The following is a 21,041-nucleotide window of genomic DNA, read 5'->3' as shown; positions in this document are numbered from 1 at the left end:
GCCGGCTCCAACTCGCTATACCATTCGGTATAAGAGCCGAGGAACGACAAGCGCTCCCTCCTCCTCGTACAATCGGAGCGCTGCTAGGTTATCACCGCTGACCGACCATTCGAGAAATGCGTAACCATTCTCCTCCATATACTGCCTGCTTCCTTGAAGAAGCGCCCTGCCCAGCCCCTTGCGGCGGTAAGTCTCTCCGATGAACAAGTTGCTTAGATACAAGAAAGGCTGCGCTCGTACTGTGTTCCATGCGCTGTATAAGGAGACGAAACCCGCATCGACGCCGTCGTATTGAACAATGAGGTGAATGCCGCGCGAAGGATCTTCGAACAGCTCGGTCAGCATAGCATGCAATTGCTCCTCGTCAGGATACGGGATGCCGTATTGATCGATGTAAGCTTTGATCAGTTCGGTGACGGAGGCGCGGTCGGCCTCTAACGCGGCTCTCACCGTTATGCATTCGGAATGAATATGGAGCACCTTCGGAATCCTCCCGTCAGTTGGCTGTCATGAACATAGACTTCTTCGCTTCCATGTCGATCGAAGTACAGCTCAAATCGTGCGAAACGCCATACGACCTTTGATTCCATCCATCCACATAATCGCGGATCAAATAGCAGCCGGCACGGAAGAACAACGGACCGATCGGCATATCCTCCATCAGCAGTTTTTCCGCTCTGTAGCAGCAATCCATGTACTGCGCAATTTCCGTTTCCTGTCTAGCCTGCTGTAAAAGCGCATCATATGCAGGGTTCGCATAACCGGTCATGTTGAAGGGGTGATCCTGCTGGCAAATATCTAAGAAATTAAGCGGATCGTTATAATCGGCTCCCCATACAGACAACGTTAACTCGTAATTCCGGTCCGCCATTCGCTCGTTCTTCTCCGAGAAGGGCACGGTTTCAATCGCTACATCAAGTCCCAACCGTCGTTTCCATTGCTCGATTAGGATAGGCCCGAGTTGCTTGCCGAGATAGCCATCCTCGAATAGAAGCGTAAGTTTAGGCATCGAATCAAAGCCAAGAGAACGAACCAACTCGCGGAACGCAGCTTCTTCCTCATCGAGATTGCGTTCGATGAGATTGCCGAAATGTTCGCGGTACGATAAGGCATGGTCGTACTGAATGCCGGGCGGGATAAAACCCGTCGCGCCCTTCGATCCGTTCTGATAGATGAGATGCGCGAACTCATGCCCATCGATCGCCAGCGTCATCGCTCGGCGGACTTCCTTGTGGCTGAGCAACGGAATTTCCGTATTGAACATCACTAGGCCCGTTGAAACCTCGAAACGAGAACGAAAATCGGGATGGCGTTCATATTTGGCGATCTGCGAACGAACAAGCGGGATACGATCCAAGCTGCCCGTCTCGTATAACCGCTGTGCCTCTTCGCTATCGAATAGAATGCGATAATGAACCGTCTCCAATTGAATATTCGCATGGTTCCAGTAGAGATCGTTGCGTTCCAGCTCTAACTCTTCCGCATTCCATTTCACAAGCCGGAATGGGCCGTTGAACACCGTCTGCTCCGGCGTCGTGCCATAGTCGGAAGCTGCTTGCTGCACGAATGCCCGCTGCTGCGGGTAGAAGGTCGGCATAGCGAGCATCTCCAGAAAATGGACCGACGGCCGAACCAGCTTCACGCATAACGTAAACGTATCAACCGCCTCGACGGCCATTCGGTCTAAATCGGCTTCGCCGCGATAGTAGCTGCTTACGCCTTCAATCAATTCGAGCAGTCGTGCGTATGCGGCGCCATTGCTTAATTCCACTGTACGCTTCCACGCAAAACAATAATCGTCGGCTCGCACAGGTGATCCGTCGGACCACCTGGCATCCTCGCGAAGATGGAATGTGTACGTCATGCGATTCGAATCGATCGACCATTCGCGGGCTGATCCCGGAACGACGTTCCCATGCTTATCGATGCGCGTTAAGCCTTCGAACGTTTGGCCGAGCATCAAGAAGGAATAAAGATCGTAAGCGCGCGTCGAATCAAGCGTAGACAGCCGATTCGTCATTAGCAATTGGAGCCGTTGTCCTTCCACTCTCTCCTGCTGCACCGCTTCGCCCTCCATCCGCATACGTTCTAGTCGAGGCAAAATAAAACTCGCGGACCTTCTCCGGCACCCCGTCGATAACCCGATATAAGTTCACGAAATTGCCTCTGCCGCCAACGAGCAGTATCGGTACGCCATCATCGCCGATCCGGCCTGCCATCGCCTTCGGAAAATCTTGAATTTGCTCGATCAAGCCGACCATCTCGCCGTCTTCCTCTTGATACGAGCCCAGTTGATAGCCATAGCTGATGACGTGCGCATAGCCGTCTAGAATTTTGCCGTTTTCCTTCGTATTGACCAACAGCTCGATGAATTCTTTCTTTACCTCGTATGTATCGAGATCCAGCTCTACATAACCGAAAGCGCCGACGACGTACATTTTACCTTCTCGTGTTGGCAGGAATCGCTTCGGAAACAGCTTTAAAGAGCTGTCTTGATGCAGAAGCTCCTTGCTGTCTGCCGCGTACACATACAGATTCGCATTCCGAGTGAAGAACATCCGTCTACCGTCCATGGTGTACGTACAGGCCCATACCGGAATGCCTTCCGTAGAGAATTCATCCAGCTTCGTTCCGTCTTCCGCATTGAACTCCGTTACATAACCGTCGTCCGTCGATACCAGCAGCTTATCGAAGCCATGGCTGGGCGATAGGCTGCGCGGCAGGCCAAGCACTTTGCGGTACCAGAGCAGCGTGCCGTCTGATGCGGCGCGGAATACTACGTTCTTTCTGCCGATGGCAGCATACGAGCCATCCGGGAACGGATATACGCGACGGATAATGCCGAACGCGTGCTGATGCTGGGCAATACGGTCGATCTGAATCGAGTTATAAATGCCATTGCGGTAGCGAATAACCTGTACGCCGTCATCCAATGCGCAATATAGCAGGCTTTCATCCTCTGGATGCGGCTCCATCTGCCAGACGCATCGGCCTGCATAATTCGTTCTGGCCGTTATATTGCCATGTCGATCCGAGCGAACGAGTTCGCCGTTCTGCATGAGGACGTACAACTCATCGTCGCTGACATAGAGCATATTAATGATGCTGTATGGGAACGGTCCGATAATACGATTCAGCCGCAGCTCTTTGTTCGTATTGTCGAACACATAGATATGCCCGTCGAAACCGCCGGTATAAACGTAACGGCTTTCATGGTCGAACTCCAGGAACTCGATATCATCGTCTGTGAAATTGTACAACTGAAGGCCGGTTCCATCCTTTTCCACAGTAATGACGCCATTGCGGATGTTTTCATGTTCATTGATCCCCGCATCCTGCGTAGCCCAGAATCGGTCATGACGGCGGTCGTAACGAACCCAATGGACGTTATTGTTGTCTACCTTCAACGTGATGGGGAAATGTCCCGTCTCGAGATTGCCCAGATGAAGCAAACCCGATGTCTCGGAGACGGCGTGCGTATCTGCGCATTCGACGTTAATGCAATCCACGAACGAATTGGGGCTGAACGGCTTGCGAATTTCTAGCAATTCGAAAGAATCAGCGTCGATAACGGCGAACTGGCTGTATCCGTTATTGCCATACACTTTGCCATTCACGACAGCTAACCCGCGATTAGACGCTGGCGAAGGCTCCTCGCCTTCCATCAATCCCACGTCGTCCCGCAGGTACATATCATCATATATGTCGAGCGGTTGCAGCGTTTCAAGATCCCATCTGGCAATCGAACCTCTGCGGTCTTTCGTGAATACGAAGCGATCGGTGGCGAATAGACCATTCTTGGGCTCATTATACGAAGTAGTAGGAGAGGAAAGGAGCAGGTTTAGATCGAGATCCAGCAGATGGATCCGTCCTTTCACATCCGATGCGAGAATAGCATTCTTGCTGGGTACATAGATCATCCGCATCATGCGGTCTTGTACATTCATAACGTGTCTCCCTCCACGAAATTGGTTGTTAGGCAGCCCTTTAATAGGCCCTGCAATCCCTTAATAGCAGAACAATATCCAGCACATGCATGCTGAGTGCAAGCGCTGGATATTGCCTTAGTAACTAGATGAGTGGTTCAATAATTCCGCGAACCGGTTTTTTGAATTGGCTTTTTTTCATTGTGAATCACCCCCTGCCTGTAGATGATCGACGGGATAACGAATGCATCCTTGCTTTCCCACAACGAATCATAATCGAACTTTAAGGCGATGTACATATTTTGCTAATTGGTCTAAAATTCGACAATCCAGTACTTTTAATCTACCTTTTTCTAAGTCGTTCTCGTTGACAAGCTGAATTCATCTCAATTTCTGTTCCGCCGTTTTTCGTAAAAATTAGGAACAAATGTATGAAGCGAGGCGCCATCAAAAGACCTACTGCGCCGTAGAAGGCTTAATGTATCCACAGAGAGTACCCACAGAGATAGGCAATTGGAGAGGATTTGTCTTCGGGACTTTTCTTACAGTTGATTTCGAGAGAGGAATGACCGGATTTTATTCTTATCGCTAACATTTTCGCCAAAAAATGATAAAAAAGTCCTGAGAATTAGGGCAAAGTCAAATCCAGCGAAGCTGTTGTCTACTTTAGTGGGAATAACTCGAAATACTCTATGCTTCTGATAAGAAGCTTAATAAATTTCCGATTGCATCGTAATCATATGATTGGTTAATGACATTGGCAGCAATTTGCTTCGTTATAGATATAAAGACACCAAGTCCTTGTCATTGGTTCTTGACAAGAACTTGGTGTCCTGCAGCCGATATCTCTCACAGCTTATTCTCCATCTCAACACCAAACCCGCGATATATTTACGCGGGTTTGGTGTGAATCGGCATCTATTATTTTACTTTCTCCTTTATTTTTTGTTTTACAATTTCGTACGTTTGGTTTTCTAATGCAGCGAATTCCGGGGCTTTCGAATATAGCGGATGAATCTTTTCCTTACTTTTGTCCATTTTGTCCGTTTTGTCCATTTTGAAATATCCTGCCGAGAAATGAGCCGAATGATATTTGCCTGTCTTCTCATCCCGATTTAAAAATAAGATGTAGCTATCACCTACTTGTACTTCCGGATCCAAGTTTACGTCAACATTGTAAATGTTGAGTGTGGCTTCTTCACCATTAATTCTCCCCTTGAGCGTGTCCGAGACAGAAATGACGATATCCCTCCCATTCACCGTATAAGATGGGTCTACCCCGAACTTCTCCGTTACTGCTCTTTCAGGAGTATCCTCCTCCATTGTCAACGTATTCGATGTGTCATTGATTGAAACGATTTCCCCGGATATTATGGTGTCTGCGGAATCCACGATTGCTTGCAAGTTTTTCGGATATCTGACACTTACTGATGCGTTGCCGGCTCCTGCAAATTCCGGTTCCGTCCATCCCTCTTCAAGAGTCTGTTTAGTAGGACCATTGTTTACTTTACCGTACGCAGCAAAGCCAGCCCCTAGAAGAAGTACCGCTAATACACCTGATAGAAGGATATGTTTTCTCATCATTTAACCTCCAGTTTCAAATAGTATCATTGAAAATTAATAGCCATAAAACCGTTTGACCTCACCTACTTCATGATTCTGCGGCGTATAGCTTTTCTCCATCCACATGTATGTATAGCTCATGATTGATGGATCCGTACTAGGATCTGCTGGATTATACTTAGGATCGTGAGAATGTCCCAGACACAATACATGCCCAAATACATGAGTCATTGTTACGATATAATCATGCTTCGACATCGTCATATAGACGGGTTTGGGATTGAAATAGATTGAAGCAAGTTTGATTTGTTCGCTGGAAGCGGCGGCATTATCATATGTAGTAATGACGCTGCCATATGTGTCAACTACATCCGTAACTCCTATAACTTCATAAGCCAAGCTAGGTTGGCCAAAACGGCCCTTCAACCATACTTCAAACATCAAACATCTCTTGTCATAATCACCTAATCAGCTAACATCGGTCGAAAAAATTTATGAAAGGGTTACAAATTTAGTTTAACGAAACAAATCCAATCCATAAATCTACAAATTTTCTATAAAACTGTAATATGTATAGTTTTGTGTCTCGTTGTGTCTGATTTAGGGAAATATTCTCGATCTTGTCGTTTGAGATAAACTTGATTTAATAAACGTATAAAGTTCGCGCGCGCATTCGGGTTTATACTCGGAAGTACCTTCAACTATAAGCATCACCCTCGCATAATTCAGCATTTGCTTAGTTCGCCACGTTGTTCGTACAACTCCCGTAACTTCGCCCTCGGCTCCGTCTGCGGCATTCAAGCTTGGTTCTTGTCATCCTAGATCCGTTGTATAACAAATAAAAAGTCGCAGTAAAGCGACGCGACTTTTGTATCCGTATGAAATTCAGCTCGTTCCAGCTGAAGCGGAGCCGTTAAATACTGCAGGCCCCCTCAACGTGAATACCGAATCCGCCCCTGCGCTTATGAACAGCCTGTAGCGAATTTGTCCTGCTACAACTATATTTATCGGCGGGAAATCTCCTGCCGATACACTGAATGGCGGGATGTCGAACCCAGTATTTGGGGGAATAAATGAATCGGTATAAATAACAGTCCCCGTACCAGCCGTACCCGTTCCATTGCGCTCAATTGTTACCGTAATGGTTGTTAATATTTCAGCATCCACCAATGCAATCCCGACTATTCCTGTTAACGCAATGCGTACAAGACCGGCATTGCCTGCTGGTGCTGCTGCTACTGTCTGAAGTCCTATATCACCAATTAATAATGGCGTAGCGCCAATCGGCTCTGCACCCGTGCTATTGTTCCGATGCACCGACAGTCGTTCGTCCAGAAATTGTATAGCCATACTAAACCCCTCCTTGTTGCTAAACTATTGTATTATATGTAGCTGCTACTAGAGTTGAACTAGGCGGAGGTTTAAATGATAGACTCGCAGCACAAATGTAAAAACCATCGTCACAATGATGACGACGGTTTTTACATTTGTGCTGCGTGAGAGTCGGTCGGCATGTATTTGCCTAGCCCTTATATACGGCATATCGCTTGTAATCCGCGCCGCAAAGTTTGATATTCCTGCTTTGAGACTTTAATTTTTGGTCACTAATTTTCCATGTATGGTTTTTCTTTTCGGCACGTCTATTAATGACATAGTGATAGCAGTCCGTTGAATAAATTTTGAGGCCTTTATTGTGGCAGCGTCTCAGAAACCCTACGGTTTCACCTAGGGATACGGGACGGAATCGAACCTTATTGAATATCTGCTTACGACAAAGCAGTGTTGCGCCTGCGATCTGCTTCACTTGTTTCATTTGCTTCTTCGGATAACGAAGATAAAGCTTAGAATCAGCTTCTAAGAAAACGAGACAAGCTCTTTTTCCCACTATATCAGCTTTAGATTCGGCTAAAGCGTCCATCATCGTATTTAAATAATACGGCGAATAATAGTCATCATCATCAAACCGGGCTATAAATCCATAACGGGCTTTACGAATCGCATCATTTAAACAAGAGCCCAGCGCTTTCTTCGCAGGCCTTTGAAAGATCGAGATATCTTTACGTGTCTTATACTTAGTTCGATATTTCGCTAAGTTCATCGAGTCATTATTTAAAATTAGAATCAGTTCTTTGGATTTATACTTCTGACGATCATAGTTTGCCAGCAGCCGTTTGATGTAGTCGGGACGATTGGTGCAAGTAATCACCGATACTGGTTCTGATTCAAACCGGGTATTAAATTTTCCCTTCATCTTCTTCATTTCAATCCGCTTCCTAACCGGTACGGACGTGTCAGACTCTGCATCCGCATCAATTCCGATATCGTAACAAAGCGAAAACCTTTTTTTCTTAGTTCCTTTATAATCACGGGCAGCGCAGCCAAGCTTTGAAACCATGGATCGCAAGCATGTAGCAGTAAAATCGAACCGCCGCGCGCATGGCGTACAACCCTTCTCAGGATCTTAGAGACGTCGGTTATTCTCCAATCCAAAGAATCGACATCCCAATGCACGATTAACTGTTTCAAAGCGCGAAGCTTTCGAACTACACGTGGATTCATATCCCCGCCTGGGGGGCGAAACAGCTTCGTTCTTATATTTGTTGCCTGATAAATAGCTTTGCCTGCCTTCTTGACCTCATGCTCAATCCAAGCATTATTTTGTTTCCTATAGTCTTTGTGCCTATAGCCATGAGAGCCGATCTCGAAGCCTTTCTCCCGAATTTTCCTCGCAATTCGGGGATGCATTTCCGCCCATATGCCTGTAATGAAGAAGGTAGCTTTATGGATGCCGCGTTTCTGCAGTAGGGAGAGCATACGTAGTGGAACCCTATGTCCGTTAGCGATGTCGAAGGTTAACGCAACAGCTTTCTTTTTCGTATCTACACGGTATAGAACTTGCCGCGAAGCCATTTCGGGAAAGCCCTCCCTCGCCAAGAATTCCGTTTTTAAATGATCTTGTTCTTCCGCAGATGCTGAATCATATACCGGGCACGGCAGGTGTAGTTATGCTTCGCGACCGCAAGTTTTCCTTGTTTACGTATCCTCTTGCGCTCTTCAGGGTGTTTAAGATAATAGTTTACTAACCTACGGGTTTGCTTAGCGGAGCTAGTAACCACAAGATCCCTGCCTGGTTTAAATAACCTGCGTATTTCAGGAGTATCGCTTGTAATTAAAAAACCTCCTGATCCAAGAATTTCATAAGTTCTTTGGGTTACCTGGGTGAGCTGATTCTGCGGACCGATAATGATCTTGGCCGAATTATATACTTTATGAGCATCGGAGTAAGGCAAGTAACCATGGATCCATTTGCGTGGAATTCGACTTCCAAGAACAGGCTTCATCAACTCCCACTGTCTCCCCCAGAAGTCTACTCTCGTGCCGTCTTGGATTAAAGGGCGAATGAGGTGTTTGATCGATTTAATGCGAAAATGCTTAGGGTACATTTTTAAAATTCGTGAATACCCATTTGCCACAATACCGATATCACGTTTCAAGCTCCTAATTACCTTACCTTCTTTGTGGACCTTTGGATGGTATCCAAAATCCATGTGGGAAGCTTTGATTCCCATTTTTTTATAATTCCTAACCATGGAACGACAAATCGTAAATACAAAATCAGGCTTGACCGTACGCACATAAGGAAGTGAAAAAGATTCATGGTGTGTTGGGTCTTCTGTGGCCCAGTACACATGCGGAATTTTCGAAGAAGCCACGTATCTGCGCACCAAGTATTGCTTATGCTCCTCATGTTCGGGAGTCCATCCCATGCTGATAACTAGATCCGGCTTGAACGTTTTGAGCAGCCGAGGCAGCTTATTTCTCGTCAGCGTTCCAGAAATTTTAACTGTGTGTCCAAGATCCCGGAATCCGTTCGGGAGCCCATGAATCCACATCGGGTGGTTTTCTAGAAATAAAACCCTCATCGTTGCCCCTCCGCTATTTGATAATTGTAGGATTTGAGCGACAACACCCCGAATCGAAACCCTTGCGCTCTTAGGCCTTTAATAATGACAGGCAAAGCAGCCGTACTGTTATCCGCAAAATCATGAAACAAAATGATGCACCTGGAGCTTCTTCGGCTTTCGTTAAGCACTAGAGTTGAAATTTGGCTTGGAGATAGCCGGGGAAGGCAAGAATCCTGCGAATCGATCGTCCAGTCACAATATCGATATTTTCTTGATTTCAATTTTGCCTTGATCGAACGTATAAGATAGAGACCTCTTTTCGAAGAAAGCAACCGATTGTTAGAACCTCCAGGAAATCGAAACAAACGGGGTTTGAATCCAACAACCTTAGTAAGCAGCTTCTCTAAACGATCAAAATCTTGAAAAAAACTTTTTTTATTCGAGTAAATCTTGGCATAATCATGTGAATAAGTATGGTTACCCATAATATGACCTTGTTTAATGATTTTTCGATACATACTCAATCCGTAAGGAGTTTCTTTTCCCAAAACAAAAAAAGTCCCTTTAATCCCATAACGTTTCAAAATACTCAAAATCTGATTTGTATTTTTTGAAGGTCCGTCATCAAAAGTGAGATAAGCCACTTTGTTTCGCTGGCTCCATCTCTTCCGTCGGCCACGATTCACTTTAGAAGCCCCTTCTTCCGTAAGATGTTCAACATAGATTTGGCACGCTCGGTGTAGTTGTGTTTGGCAATAGCCTTCCTACCGTTTCGACGAATTCGTTCTCTCTCCTTATCATGCTTTAAATAGTAACGAACCTTCGCCAGAGTCTGCAACGGACTGGAACTGACAACCACATCTCTTCCCGGCTTTAATAAAGCCCTGACCGCAGGAGTGTCAGACGTCAAAAAGAAACCTTCAGATCCCAACGTTTCAAACGTTCTTTGAGTCAGCATATCCGTGTAATTTTGCAGACCTAGAACAATTTTCGCGGAACTGAATACTTGGTTAGCTTTTTTGTAAGGAATACATCTCTTAATAGAACTTTTGGGAATAGATCGGCCTAGAAACGGTTTCATTCGAGACCAATTCCGTCCGTAAAAGTCAATTCGATATCCTTGCTTCAACAGGGGGCGAACCAAGATGCGAAGAGACTGGCGGCGGTAGAGTTTTGGGTATTTGCGGAGCACATCCGGATAAGCATTCGCGATCACTGCAATGTCCGTTCGATACTTGGCACGGAATTTGGTTCGGAAGTGAACCCTAGGATGAAAAGCATAATCCAAATAGTCAGCCGCATACCCCATTTTTTTGAATCTCTTTGCCGTTTTCTCTGAGATTGTAAAGGTATGATCGGGTTTCATCCGTCTGAGAAGAGGAAGCGTAAAGACATCTGTGAAGTTGGGATCCTCGGTCGACCAGTAGACAAGCGGAATATGAAATCGGGTTGCTAGTCTCCTTACCATTCGTTGTTTGGCTTTGGTATGATCAGGCCCCCATCCTACCGAAACAAGTAAATCTGGTTCAAAAGAAGTCAACAGTCGAATTAGCCTTCTCTGCTCTACGGGGCCCGATACCTTTACTTCATGGCCTAAATCCCTTAGTCCGTCTGGCAATCCATACGACCATAACCTTCCTCGTTCCAAAAACAAAATTCTCATGCCATCACCATCCTATTTATGGCACCTAAATAACCAAATTTCCGGAATCGACATATATATGTTGAAAAAGGAGAATTAACTTTGTCCTACGAAGCGGTTTACAATGTTAAAACACGCAAAAAGTGCATAGCTTTAACGTTTGATGTAGGCTGGGGAAAAAAAGTCCTAACACCCGTACTGGATACGTTATCCTCCCATCATGTGTACAAAGCAACTTTTTTCCTGTCCAGCACCTGGGTCAAGGAGCGTCCGAAACTGGCTTTAAAAGTGAAAGCAAAAGGTTATGAAATCGGGTCTCATGGCCATCTGCACGAAAATTACACGGAACACACCAACAAATGGATTAGCCGTGAAGTAAAAAAAGCGGAAAGTATTATTAAAAAAGTGACAGGCGTAAAATGCCGCCTCATTCGAACTCCTAACGGTGACATGGATCAACGTGTTATCCGACTCCTTGGCAGACTAGGCTATCGGACCATTCATTGGAAAGTAGATTCATTCGATTGGACGAATCCTGGGGTCGAAAACATTATTCGGAAATCAAGTACAAACGTCAAACCTGGCGATGTTATATTGTTTCACGCCAGTGATTCCGCCCGTCAAACTGCCAAAGCTCTGCCTGCCATTCTCCGCAGACTTAGGAGACAAGGTTTTCGATTTGTGACCATTTCTGAACTGCTGTCCATGCGCGTTAAATAATGCCATGTTTCCGCAAGGTTTTAATCACATAAGCCGCCCGTTTTTGATAAGTATGTCTGGCAGCTGCCTTAACGGCGTTAGCACGAATTTTCTCCCTTAACCTAGGGTTCTTCATATATTTAACGATTAGCTTTTTGGTCTCCTGTGCCGAATTTGAAACTAATAACTCCCGTCCCGGCTTGAACCATTTGCGCACCTCAGGCGTATCATCAGTAATCAGCAGTCCACCGGAAGCCATAACTTCATAAGTTCTTTGAGTAAGCCGGTCTTCAGCATTTTGTGGGCCAATAACAAACTTCACGGAGTTGTATACCTTAATGGCGTCTTTGTAAGGTAAGTAGCCGTGAGTCCAAGACTTTGGAACGTTGGCGTTAAACATCTTTTTCATCCTCCCCCAATTTCGTCCGTAGAAGTCTACATGGACCCCTGCTTTCAAAAATGGGTGAACCAGCTTTCTTAAGGACTTGAATCGGTAATGCCCCGGCTTTTGAATATATAATTGCGGATAAGCATTGGCAACAACCGCCGCTTCCCCTTTATATTTCTTGACACTCTTCAACCTGCGGTGGGTTGCGGGGTCACTCCCGAAATCAAGATGAGCTGCATGGAGAGATTTATTTCGGAATTTGTGAACGGTAGGCCTATGAATCGTAAACACAAAGTTAGGTTTTGTTCTGCGAATGAGTGGCAGAGAGAAATCCTCCGTATAACCAGGGTCTTCGGTTGACCAATAAACAAACGGAGCACCTGACATTTTGACCAACTTGGCAATAAGGCGTTGTTTGCTCGGAGTACTGTTCGCCGGTGTCCACCCTATGGCCATAATAAGCGTGGGCTTGAATTGCTTGATCAATTGCTCCGTTTTCTTGCTTGGGTTGCATGTTTTAACCTTATGTCCTAACTTTTCGAATCCTTTCGGTAATCCGTAAATCCACATTGGATGGGACTCTAGAAACAATATCCTATAAAAAGTCATAATCGCACTCCTTAAAAAGCCTACTCATCCGTACAGATGTCTCATTGTATTCATCAATAGCCCTGGTGGAATAGACAGCAACCCATTCCGCTATTAGGCCAATTGAATTTCTTGAACGACGGGATCTGCTGCGTCCTGTAACTCAACTTCGTTGGGAATGCCATCAAGTTCTTGTCTTTGCACTTTGATAAGAATTTGATGACATAAACAAAAAAAGCCGCAACTTATGCGACTTCTAATGGGGCAATGTTCATGTCAACCGACACATATTACGACCAGGAGCAGCTGCCACTGGGCAAACTGCTTCTGGAACATTAAACTCAAGTAACCGATAGTGAGACAACCGCTACTATTTATTCAGCGTAAACTTAACTTTATTTTTACTCCAATTATTAATTTCTTTTGTTATTTGACTAAAACCAAATTCTCCAGAAGATATCTTCCAGCTGCTATCATGATATAAAGCGGCAGATATTGTTTATGATATGCCGGATCCATCACAATTGGATCCAATAGCCTAACGTATTGGAAAGTTTAATCGCCTCCACATGAGATGCGCGATGTTACATACAAATAAAGATCCGCTTCATTAGCGGATCTTTGTCTCCCATATTCTATTCTTCTTGTGACAATTTAAAGTTCGATCCACTCATTAATGATCCACTTGCCGTCTGCACCCTTTGAGAGGAAAAGCACAGCTTCATATGAGTACGAGTCATACGCATCTTCATTATTTTGCACATCGAACGTGAGGAGCGCAGTTGCCGTCCCCTTCGCTTCATCAGCTTGGAAAATATAAGCGTCCGAAGCGGTATACGTCAAATCGAACATCGATGCCATAGCATCCCAAACTTCTACAATGTTGTCTGCGTACTTCGAATTAGCAGCGAACAGCGTCGAGATTGAAGCGGTATCGCCCGTATTGAGTTTATCTGTAACTTGCTTCACAGCACTATTCACTTCTGCAGCAAAATCTGCCGACACCTTCGCTGGCTGCGCAGGAATGTTGTAATCGAAATCATCAACCGAGAAAGACTTCAGCTTCCATGCACCGTCTGCATCTTTCGCTAACTCGAACGTCATCGCATACAACTCATCGATTGTATTCGGTTCCGCCGAATGAACGATGAATTCCGCTTCAATCGTCGCCTTCGTACCGGCGTATGAAGTAATCGTGCTCGATTTCACAGAGAAAGTCAATTGCTCCGGCGCGAAGAAATCCGTTACCGACTCCTCGACATCTGCATTCCACATACTAGGCAGCCAAAGCACCTTTACCGCGTTAATATCGTCTTTGCCGATAGCGGCTGCATATGCCTGGATTGTATCAAGCGCTTTCTGCTTGCTGAGCTTCGTTACTGCAGCTGGCGACGTGACGACGAGCTTACTCACGCCGTCCCACTTCGCCAGTCCGCCTAACGATTGAACAACGATCTCTGCCGGCGTGATGACATAGCCGTTTACGACATACGGTGCGATAACGATCGCTTTCTTCTCGCCGTTGACATACGCAGTCTTGCTGCCTACCGTCAGCTTCACAACCGTAGCGCCGAGCGTGAGCTTTACCACTTTCGCCTTCGTATCGTATGCATACGTTGCACCGAGCTTGTAAGCTAACGTCTTCGCTTCGACCAGTGTAACATTGGTTTTGTATACTGGCGCATTCGTGAATTTGACTGCAGTGCCGTCAACCGTCACCGAGACTGGAGCAGCAGCTGCGAATGCTGCAGCAGGCAGGAGCATGAGTAGCATACAGAATAGCATCAATACGGATAGACTTTTTTTCACTTCATTTCACCCTTCTTTTGTCTATTTACCCTAATTAATATCGAAACGGATGCCATAATTTTGAATACGGATTGGGAAATTTTCGATTCGCCCTTTATACCGATAACAAAAAAAGCCCGCGAATTGCGCGGACTTCATTCGGATAATGTTGTTCTTTGCCAATAGACTCTACTATACTTTTTGGCTGCAGTTTGCCCCGGCAGCTATTAGCGCGTACCTCTCTCTGATAATCAAACGCTTTTGTCGACACAAGCGGTTAATCGCTTCTCGATATCGGAAGCAATACTTATCAAGGCTTTGTTTTCGACCAATCCAATCAAAGCCGTCGGTTTCGGCATGCCGATCCTAGTTGTACCATTCTCTACATATACGGCCAATTTGCAAGGGAGAAAGTAACCGATCAGTGCATTCTCATACAGTACACGCTTAGCTTCAACCGGATTACAAACCTCTAGAATCTGATAAGACCTATCAAATTCGACACCTTTCTCTTGCAACTTTTCCCGCAGATCGAGCTGCCACAGCACTCCGAAGTTCTCAGCTTTTAGATTTTCCGTCAGTGCCTCGATCGCTTCTTCAGATGTCTTGGTTGTTTCAACTGTATAGTGGAACATTAAAAAATCGCCCCCATAATTTTTTTTCTTCGATCATTGCTCAGTAATAAGACCTGACTGAAAATCATTATTGCTACCTCGTCCATTGAACCCGATGTCGCCCTAAAATTATTTGGTCATATAGTATGATTCCCACCAATCGGAGAATTTACTATTTCGCCCATTTCGCATTCCGGTAAGAGGGTAAGATGATCCAGAGTATATTTCCATCTTGTTTTTGATAAACTACCAGACGAGAACTTGATAAACTCGGAGAGGAATATGTGAACTATGTCTGTGTCCGTAAAAGTATTAAAAGTAATGGTCTCACTTGTTATTTTCTCTTTCGTGCTCCTTTTTGCTGCTACTGATGTTGGTGCTAGCAATAAAATTAACAATGACTTGACTATACTTGATCATTTAAGATCAGGTGGGTTCATTATTTATTTTAGACATGGAGAGGCAACGGTTGGCCAAGATCAGCCTGATCTTAACCTTAATGATTGCCGAACGCAGAGAAATTTAAGTAATCGTGGTAAAGAACAAGCCCAGGCAATTAGGGAAGTTTTCAAACGGAATCCCTTCCCCATTCAATTGCCGGTCATAACCGATCCATATTGTCGAGCAAAGGATACGGCTGATATTATTTTTGGAAACAAAAACGTCACCGTATATCCTAGTTTAGCTTCCATTGAAAAATTAAAAATAGAAGCTCTTCCAGCTGTAGAGAAACAGCGAATATTATCGAATCTAACGAAAATCTTCGAAACTCCACCCGCTCGTGGAACAAACACAGTCATAGTCGCTCACACTTTCCCGCCTAACGTAGCTCTAGGTGAAATTCCCAATCTGGGAGCTGTAATCATAAAGCCACAAGGATACGGCAAAGGGTATGAAGTTGTGGGTAGAATTACGCCAGAAGAGTTAATAAGGTGGTCAAATAAATCTGTCCGCGAAACATCCTGAAGTCAAATAACATAGCCCGCACGATCATAGGATCGTCGGGCTTGTTCTTTAGTCTGAATTATCGTCAAATGTCATTCTTTTTAACCTTGCTTGATTACGTTAACGCCCCTTATCGAGCATTATGGGGGTTAAATGTCCAGCCTTGATCGTCATGATAAATCATCTGCTTACTCATTCCGCCATCTATTGTAATATTTTCTCCCGCGATGAAGCTGCCTGCATGACTGCAAAGGAACAGAACCATTCCGGCAATGTCAAGCGGCTCCCCTACTCTTCCGGCAGGATGCTGCATCATATCTGCACTTGTATATTCAGGTGTATAATGTTTCTCTTTCTGATAAGCTCCAGTATCTATCCAACCAGGGCTAATTGCATTAACTCTCACTTTCCCGGCCAGGCTTGAACTAAGAGCATGAGTTAAAGCGCTTATTCCCCCTTTCGCAGCGGAATAGCTTTCTGTATCTGGTTGAGACATGAAAGCTCTCGTTGAAGAGATATTAGTAATAGCACCATCGGGAGAAAAATAATCCATTAACAATTTGCTAAGCATATACGGCGCTGAAACCCCGACCCTCAAAGTGTAATTAAAGTCATCGAAACTACAATCCGAAAGTATCCCCCGTTTACTTATGCAAGCATTGTTTATTAAGAAATCAATATGATCGAAACGTTTTTTCACCTCTTCAACAACCTGTATAATTGTTTCTTCCTCCGCAATATCTCCAGGGACAAATAATAATTTCTCATGACCGTATGTAAGGATTAATTTTTCAGCTGATTCACCGTCAATATCATTAAAGGCAACATAAGCGCCCGCTTTTAAAAATTCCTCCACAATACAACGACCAATTCCGTTCGCTCCGCCGGTTACCACACAAACTTTATCTTGAAAATTCATGATTTATTCCTCCTTCATAAACTACTCTGCTTAAGTAGAACAACCCGTAATAAACCATACCATTTGTTAAGTCATTCTGCATGTTAACATACCCGTTGCTTCAAATAAAAAAGGAGCTGCGTCGAGCAAGCTCCTTTGCAATCGTTCTCCATTTGTTTAATAACCTGCCTGCTTAGCTTTATTCCTTCTCAGTACGGCTATCGGTGCCGACGTTATCACTATCGGCATCCCCTGAATCTTCTCCTATCTTATTACCTAATGCGCCTCCAGCGACTGCACCTGCAATCATGCCGAGTGGTCCCAAAAGTGAACCTATGGCAGCCCCTGCCGCGGCACCGCCGATGGTTCCTACAGCTTCACCTGAGAGCACACCAGCAGCGTTGGTCGTGTTGTGCTCTTCATTATGGTTACGCTCGTTATTTTCCTTCAACTGTATCACTCCCTTGTTTTCCTGCGTCAGTCCCAGAACATATATTGCCCATCTTCTCTGGAAAACAACTAACCAGCCTTGAGAGAAACAATCATCATCGTTCATGCCTGAGAAATAAAAATTTTGGGATTTCGCTTGAACCTGACGTTACGTAATGATTTATAATGGGCATTACAGCAGGATGAAACGGTAGTTAACGGCTAATAATCGAACCATATTAGAGGGAGAAACGAAGATGAGAAAACTAGTTCTATTTCTGCACGCATCGCTTGATGGTTTTGTTGAAGGGCCGAATGGTGAAATGGACATTGGCTGGGTTTCCTACAATGCTGAATTGGAGAAACACGCGAAAGAAATTCTGAGTACGGTCGACACTGTCATTTGGGGACGCGGGACTTATCAGATGATGCACAGTTACTGGCCTTCTGTACCTTCCGACCCATCAGCTTCGGAGCATGAACGCAATCATGCTGAGTGGATCGAAAAGACCGCCAAAATCGTTTTTTCCACGACGCTGGACAAAGCGGAATGGAACAATTCGAGACTGGTGAAAGAAAATGTGGAGGATGAGATCAAGAACCTCAAACAGCAGCCAGGCAAAGATATCGTCATCCTCGGCAGCCCCAGGTTAGCACACTACCTGATGAAGCTTGATTTAATAGATGAGTATAAAATTACGGTGTCTCCCGTTCTGATCGGCAGCGGGTTGCCGTTATTCCAAGGTCTCAAGGAGAAGATCAATCTTAAACTTATCGACAACAAGACCTTTGATTCGGGAGCCATTGGCCTCGCTTACCAGACGGTTAGATGACCTTGTCTACGAATCAGATTACGTTAATGGAGAACGATTGATCAATAACAAAGGCAGTCTACGACTTTATTCTCCAAGTCATTAGACTGCCTCTTATTATTGTGAAGTTTGATCTCATCCGTCCTAATGTTTGTAGACCCTGCTATTCATCGGACACGCCTCTATTCAAGAAACGGTTTCACTGAGCATACAGTGATTCCCTGTTAATTCCTGCCTCATTCTACTGACGGATCCGTATGGAGGTCTTGATCAGGCGCAGTGATTTCCCAACGGGTAAAGGTTACTTCAAAGCCTTCACGGGTTGGTGAGCAAGTGAATGGACCTGCCTGATTACCTGTAAGGTATGGAAAACGTGCTACTCGAATCGTTCTCCATGCATATTGTGTGCTGCGCGCTCGAACAATTACGGCATCCTTGATGATCGATGCGCGTATGGTTACCTCTTCCCCTACCCATTCCGGTACTGCCGATAGCGACCAATCAGAATAACCGTCCGTAACCACTGTTGCAAGCTGGGGAATGCCGTCATTGATCTCGATTCCTGTTTTAATCCATTGTCCTGGACCCTGATACAGCAGCAGTCCGGCCTGATCATATAGTTCAGTGAAGGAGCCGAGATGAAAAGTTACCTCAACCGCTGTGTTACGATCCCAATCGGCGAGTAAAGCCGGGCCATCTTCGAATTCAAATTCATACAGCGTCTTCTTCCAGAAGTCTCGGCCTTTCTCAGGCACAACCTTCAACGATTGTCCTTCCTTCCGGACAGATAATGGAGGGTTAAGCCATACTCCTGCATCCCATTCCATTCGATATCTCTTAAGCAATGTCATCGATGATTCCTCCAATTTATGTTCTGAGAAAAAGTCATCCGAAATGTATCGCTGTATCGCCTCTACTCACTTAGTTCTCAATTTTATAACTTCAGTCTCAATTATTGTACTATATTTGATTCCATAACAAAAAAAAGCCCGCGATTAAGCGGACTTCATTTCATTCGAACGATAGCATTAAATTTTGAACATGCCCATTAAAGGCATAATCGACTTCACTACATTAAGTCCAACTTGGATCGTCGGCATCATTTGTTTAAGTGATCCTTGAAAACCGCTCTGCTGCCCGCCGCCTGCAGGCCTTGGAGGGTCTTCCGAATTTTCTTGTTTTTGAACGCCTGCTCCTGCAAAACCCGATGGGCCGGAAAACATCGGCTTAAATAAGCCTCCCAAAGAATTGAGCGCACCGATTCCCCCGATCAAGGAATCCAGCAGTCCCGATACTTGCACTTCCGGTGACTTGGAACGATTAGATGGTTTTACTTTACCACAACTTCTGATATCGGAAAGGATAAGCTGCTGGTTATGAACGGCTCGAACCGTTCCGACATAACAGTTACCGTCATTTAATAACACGCAAACGGGCTGCCCGATACAACGGTAAGCTTGTTTGACCGCAAGAACTCTACCCTCAGGTTCTCTTCTCTTAGGAGCTTTCCTGGATACCATTACTGTTACCTCTCTTCACTATTAGAAGTTGTGTCAACCGCAATCAAATACAGAAGAAAGGCAAAATGAAAAGCGATGCTAGAATTGCAAATGGAAAAAAGGAGCAACCGCCGCCGAAACCGCCACAGCCTCCACCGTACCCGCCATAACCCCCACCGTAACTGCCATAATAACTGGACAGTCGGGCTTGATGCATGGAGCGCATTTGTTGTTTAGAAGATTTTCCGTTCTGAACAGAGGACATGGTGAATGGCTTGCTGTCGAACGTACAATCCTCCACCATTAACTTTCCGTCTACTACTCCCTTAATCGTTCCGATAAAATGTCTACCGTCATGCGTAACCGCACTGACCCTTCGACCGATGTACGGATAAACCGTATGTTGGGAAATCGGATAAACTTCCTGCATATCTTCATTCCTCCTAACCTGCAGCTTGTTTATCCTAGATTATGAGAGAACCTGCTATAAGGACTGTACGATTGTCTTTCTATTAAGAAAAAATCAATATGTACTTCCTTACTAGTCATAAATGGTGTAGTCATTACGGCAGTTATGCATAGGATATCGGAAGAGGATGAGGTGAAATGACGATGGATTATCATACATTATTAGCCCGGCTCGGCGAAGGAAGCGCGCATCCAGGCGGTTTCCAAGCGACTACAGAATTAATCGAACAAATTGGCTTTGCTCGCGGCACTAAAGTGCTGGAGGTAGGATGCGGCACAGGCCGAACGGCGTGTTATTTAGCCAGTTTAGGCTGTAACGTGACCGCAATTGACCGGAATAAGGATATGATTCTGAAAGCAATCCAACGTGCGAAGACAAGCGGACTTCCCGTCCGCATCGTCCGGGCGGATGCCTCTTCCATGCCTTTCGAGGATGATACGTTTGATGCCGTGTTTACGGAGTCGGTTACGGCTTTTACCCAGGGAAGCACCGCTATACATGAATACTGGCGAGTGCTGAAACCTCAAGGCGTCCTATACGATCGTGAACTCGCATTTGCTAGGAAATTAACCGCAGCGCAAAAGAAAAAACTCCAGTCATTCTACGGACTTCATCATATGAAAACCGTTCCGGAATGGCTGAAGCTGATAAGCCAATCAAAGTTTCAGCATTACTCTTCTTCTCAATTTGTGCAGATCAAACAACCGGTTAGCGATAACGATCCATTGCGGGTAATCGATCACGAACTATTCACGAAACCAGATGCAGTTGCCATGATGATGAAAAATGAGCGTCTGATGAGCAGCTTCTCTAATGTGATGGGCAGCATTGTCATTACGGCTTCGAAAGCGTGAATGAAGATGCCGATAGTCGCTG

23 protein-coding genes are annotated in these 21,041 nt (G+C 45.2%); 4 read left to right on the top strand and 19 right to left on the bottom strand.

The window, feature by feature from the left end:
• Positions 1-15: 15 nt before the first annotated feature.
• From SBI19_RS22255 to SBI19_RS22205, 11 genes are all read right to left on the bottom strand, one after another.
• Entirely contained in the window at positions 16-480 is a 465-nt protein-coding gene (locus SBI19_RS22255) for a GNAT family N-acetyltransferase (protein ID WP_317971718.1), read from the bottom strand.
• A 16-nt stretch (positions 481-496) separates the two neighbouring features.
• Positions 497-2,062 carry a peptide ABC transporter substrate-binding protein gene (locus SBI19_RS22250; protein WP_317971717.1) on the bottom strand — a complete coding sequence of 522 codons (1,566 nt, stop codon included), beginning with the start codon at positions 2,060-2,062 and terminating at the stop codon, positions 497-499.
• Positions 1,995-3,947, bottom strand: coding sequence for a hypothetical protein (locus SBI19_RS22245; RefSeq protein ID WP_317971716.1), 1,953 nt, complete (start codon positions 3,945-3,947; stop codon positions 1,995-1,997). Before SBI19_RS22245 ends, SBI19_RS22250 begins: the two co-directional genes overlap by 68 nt.
• Before the next feature lie 900 nt (positions 3,948-4,847).
• Positions 4,848-5,510, bottom strand: a complete 663-nt coding sequence (locus SBI19_RS22240; protein ID WP_317971715.1) for a hypothetical protein — start codon at positions 5,508-5,510, stop codon at positions 4,848-4,850.
• A 33-nt stretch (positions 5,511-5,543) separates the two neighbouring features.
• Positions 5,544-5,930 (bottom strand): zinc metalloprotease, encoded by a 387-nt coding sequence (locus SBI19_RS22235; RefSeq protein ID WP_317971714.1) that lies wholly within the window; start codon positions 5,928-5,930, stop codon positions 5,544-5,546.
• A gap of 444 nt (positions 5,931-6,374) precedes the next feature.
• Entirely contained in the window at positions 6,375-6,839 is a 465-nt protein-coding gene (locus SBI19_RS22230; RefSeq protein WP_317971713.1) for a hypothetical protein, read from the bottom strand.
• A gap of 172 nt (positions 6,840-7,011) precedes the next feature.
• A complete protein-coding gene (locus tag SBI19_RS22225) occupies positions 7,012-7,749 on the bottom strand; it encodes a glycosyltransferase family 2 protein (protein ID WP_317971712.1) in 738 nt (245 codons plus the stop codon).
• Positions 7,746-8,399 carry a polysaccharide deacetylase family protein gene (locus SBI19_RS22220; protein WP_317971711.1) on the bottom strand — a complete coding sequence of 218 codons (654 nt, stop codon included), beginning with the start codon at positions 8,397-8,399 and terminating at the stop codon, positions 7,746-7,748. Before SBI19_RS22220 ends, SBI19_RS22225 begins: the two co-directional genes overlap by 4 nt.
• A 35-nt stretch (positions 8,400-8,434) precedes the next feature.
• Positions 8,435-9,412 carry a CgeB family protein gene (locus SBI19_RS22215; protein ID WP_317971710.1) on the bottom strand — a complete coding sequence of 326 codons (978 nt, stop codon included), beginning with the start codon at positions 9,410-9,412 and terminating at the stop codon, positions 8,435-8,437.
• On the bottom strand, positions 9,409-10,080 hold the full coding sequence (locus tag SBI19_RS22210; RefSeq protein ID WP_317971709.1) for a polysaccharide deacetylase family protein: 672 nt from the start codon (positions 10,078-10,080) through the stop codon (positions 9,409-9,411). Before SBI19_RS22210 ends, SBI19_RS22215 begins: the two co-directional genes overlap by 4 nt.
• Complete coding sequence (locus SBI19_RS22205; protein WP_317971708.1) at positions 10,077-11,057, bottom strand: CgeB family protein; 981 nt, start codon at positions 11,055-11,057, stop codon at positions 10,077-10,079. Before SBI19_RS22205 ends, SBI19_RS22210 begins: the two co-directional genes overlap by 4 nt.
• An 81-nt stretch (positions 11,058-11,138) precedes the next feature.
• Between SBI19_RS22205 and SBI19_RS22200 the strand changes: the two genes are divergently transcribed.
• A complete protein-coding gene (locus tag SBI19_RS22200; protein WP_317971707.1) occupies positions 11,139-11,756 on the top strand; it encodes a polysaccharide deacetylase family protein in 618 nt (205 codons plus the stop codon).
• On the opposite strand, the gene SBI19_RS22195 is transcribed toward SBI19_RS22200, so the two are convergent.
• The 3 genes from SBI19_RS22195 to SBI19_RS22185 form a co-directional block, all read right to left on the bottom strand.
• Positions 11,749-12,732, bottom strand: a complete 984-nt coding sequence (locus SBI19_RS22195) for a CgeB family protein (RefSeq protein ID WP_483312324.1) — start codon at positions 12,730-12,732, stop codon at positions 11,749-11,751. The two genes, SBI19_RS22200 and SBI19_RS22195, sit on opposite strands and share 8 nt — an antisense overlap.
• A gap of 633 nt (positions 12,733-13,365) precedes the next feature.
• Positions 13,366-14,520, bottom strand: a complete 1,155-nt coding sequence (locus tag SBI19_RS22190; RefSeq protein WP_317971705.1) for a copper amine oxidase N-terminal domain-containing protein — start codon at positions 14,518-14,520, stop codon at positions 13,366-13,368.
• Between the two features lie 230 nt (positions 14,521-14,750).
• Positions 14,751-15,134: a DUF302 domain-containing protein gene (locus SBI19_RS22185; protein ID WP_317971704.1), complete on the bottom strand. Its 384-nt coding sequence runs from the start codon at positions 15,132-15,134 to the stop codon at positions 14,751-14,753.
• A 270-nt stretch (positions 15,135-15,404) separates the two neighbouring features.
• Between SBI19_RS22185 and SBI19_RS22180 the strand changes: the two genes are divergently transcribed.
• Positions 15,405-16,079: a histidine phosphatase family protein gene (locus SBI19_RS22180; RefSeq protein ID WP_317971703.1), complete on the top strand. Its 675-nt coding sequence runs from the start codon at positions 15,405-15,407 to the stop codon at positions 16,077-16,079.
• A 109-nt stretch (positions 16,080-16,188) separates the two neighbouring features.
• Here SBI19_RS22180 and SBI19_RS22175 read toward each other — a convergent pair whose 3' ends face one another.
• Positions 16,189-16,977, bottom strand: coding sequence for an SDR family oxidoreductase (locus SBI19_RS22175; RefSeq protein WP_317971702.1), 789 nt, complete (start codon positions 16,975-16,977; stop codon positions 16,189-16,191).
• A 178-nt stretch (positions 16,978-17,155) separates the two neighbouring features.
• Positions 17,156-17,416 carry a hypothetical protein gene (locus SBI19_RS22170; protein ID WP_483312325.1) on the bottom strand — a complete coding sequence of 87 codons (261 nt, stop codon included), beginning with the start codon at positions 17,414-17,416 and terminating at the stop codon, positions 17,156-17,158.
• A 226-nt stretch (positions 17,417-17,642) separates the two neighbouring features.
• On the opposite strand from SBI19_RS22170, the gene SBI19_RS22165 reads away from it, so the two are divergent.
• Complete coding sequence (locus tag SBI19_RS22165) at positions 17,643-18,218, top strand: dihydrofolate reductase family protein (RefSeq protein WP_317971700.1); 576 nt, start codon at positions 17,643-17,645, stop codon at positions 18,216-18,218.
• A 215-nt stretch (positions 18,219-18,433) separates the two neighbouring features.
• Here SBI19_RS22165 and SBI19_RS22160 read toward each other — a convergent pair whose 3' ends face one another.
• The 3 genes from SBI19_RS22160 to SBI19_RS22150 form a co-directional block, all read right to left on the bottom strand.
• Positions 18,434-19,048 (bottom strand): DUF1349 domain-containing protein, encoded by a 615-nt coding sequence (locus tag SBI19_RS22160; protein WP_317971699.1) that lies wholly within the window; start codon positions 19,046-19,048, stop codon positions 18,434-18,436.
• Between the two features lie 177 nt (positions 19,049-19,225).
• Positions 19,226-19,717 carry a hypothetical protein gene (locus SBI19_RS22155; RefSeq protein WP_317971698.1) on the bottom strand — a complete coding sequence of 164 codons (492 nt, stop codon included), beginning with the start codon at positions 19,715-19,717 and terminating at the stop codon, positions 19,226-19,228.
• Between the two features lie 43 nt (positions 19,718-19,760).
• The gene (locus SBI19_RS22150; RefSeq protein WP_317971697.1) at positions 19,761-20,126 is read right to left on the bottom strand and encodes an LSm family protein; all 366 of its coding nucleotides are present in this window, start codon (positions 20,124-20,126) and stop codon (positions 19,761-19,763) included.
• Between the two features lie 176 nt (positions 20,127-20,302).
• On the opposite strand from SBI19_RS22150, the gene SBI19_RS22145 reads away from it, so the two are divergent.
• Positions 20,303-21,019, top strand: a complete 717-nt coding sequence (locus SBI19_RS22145; RefSeq protein ID WP_317971696.1) for a class I SAM-dependent methyltransferase — start codon at positions 20,303-20,305, stop codon at positions 21,017-21,019.
• Positions 21,020-21,041 lie beyond the last annotated feature (22 nt).

Source organism: Paenibacillus sp. CCS19 (assembly GCF_033239625.1).
Classification (GTDB): domain Bacteria; phylum Bacillota; class Bacilli; order Paenibacillales; family Paenibacillaceae; genus Paenibacillus_T.
This window is presented reverse-complemented; position numbering and strand designations above follow the sequence as displayed.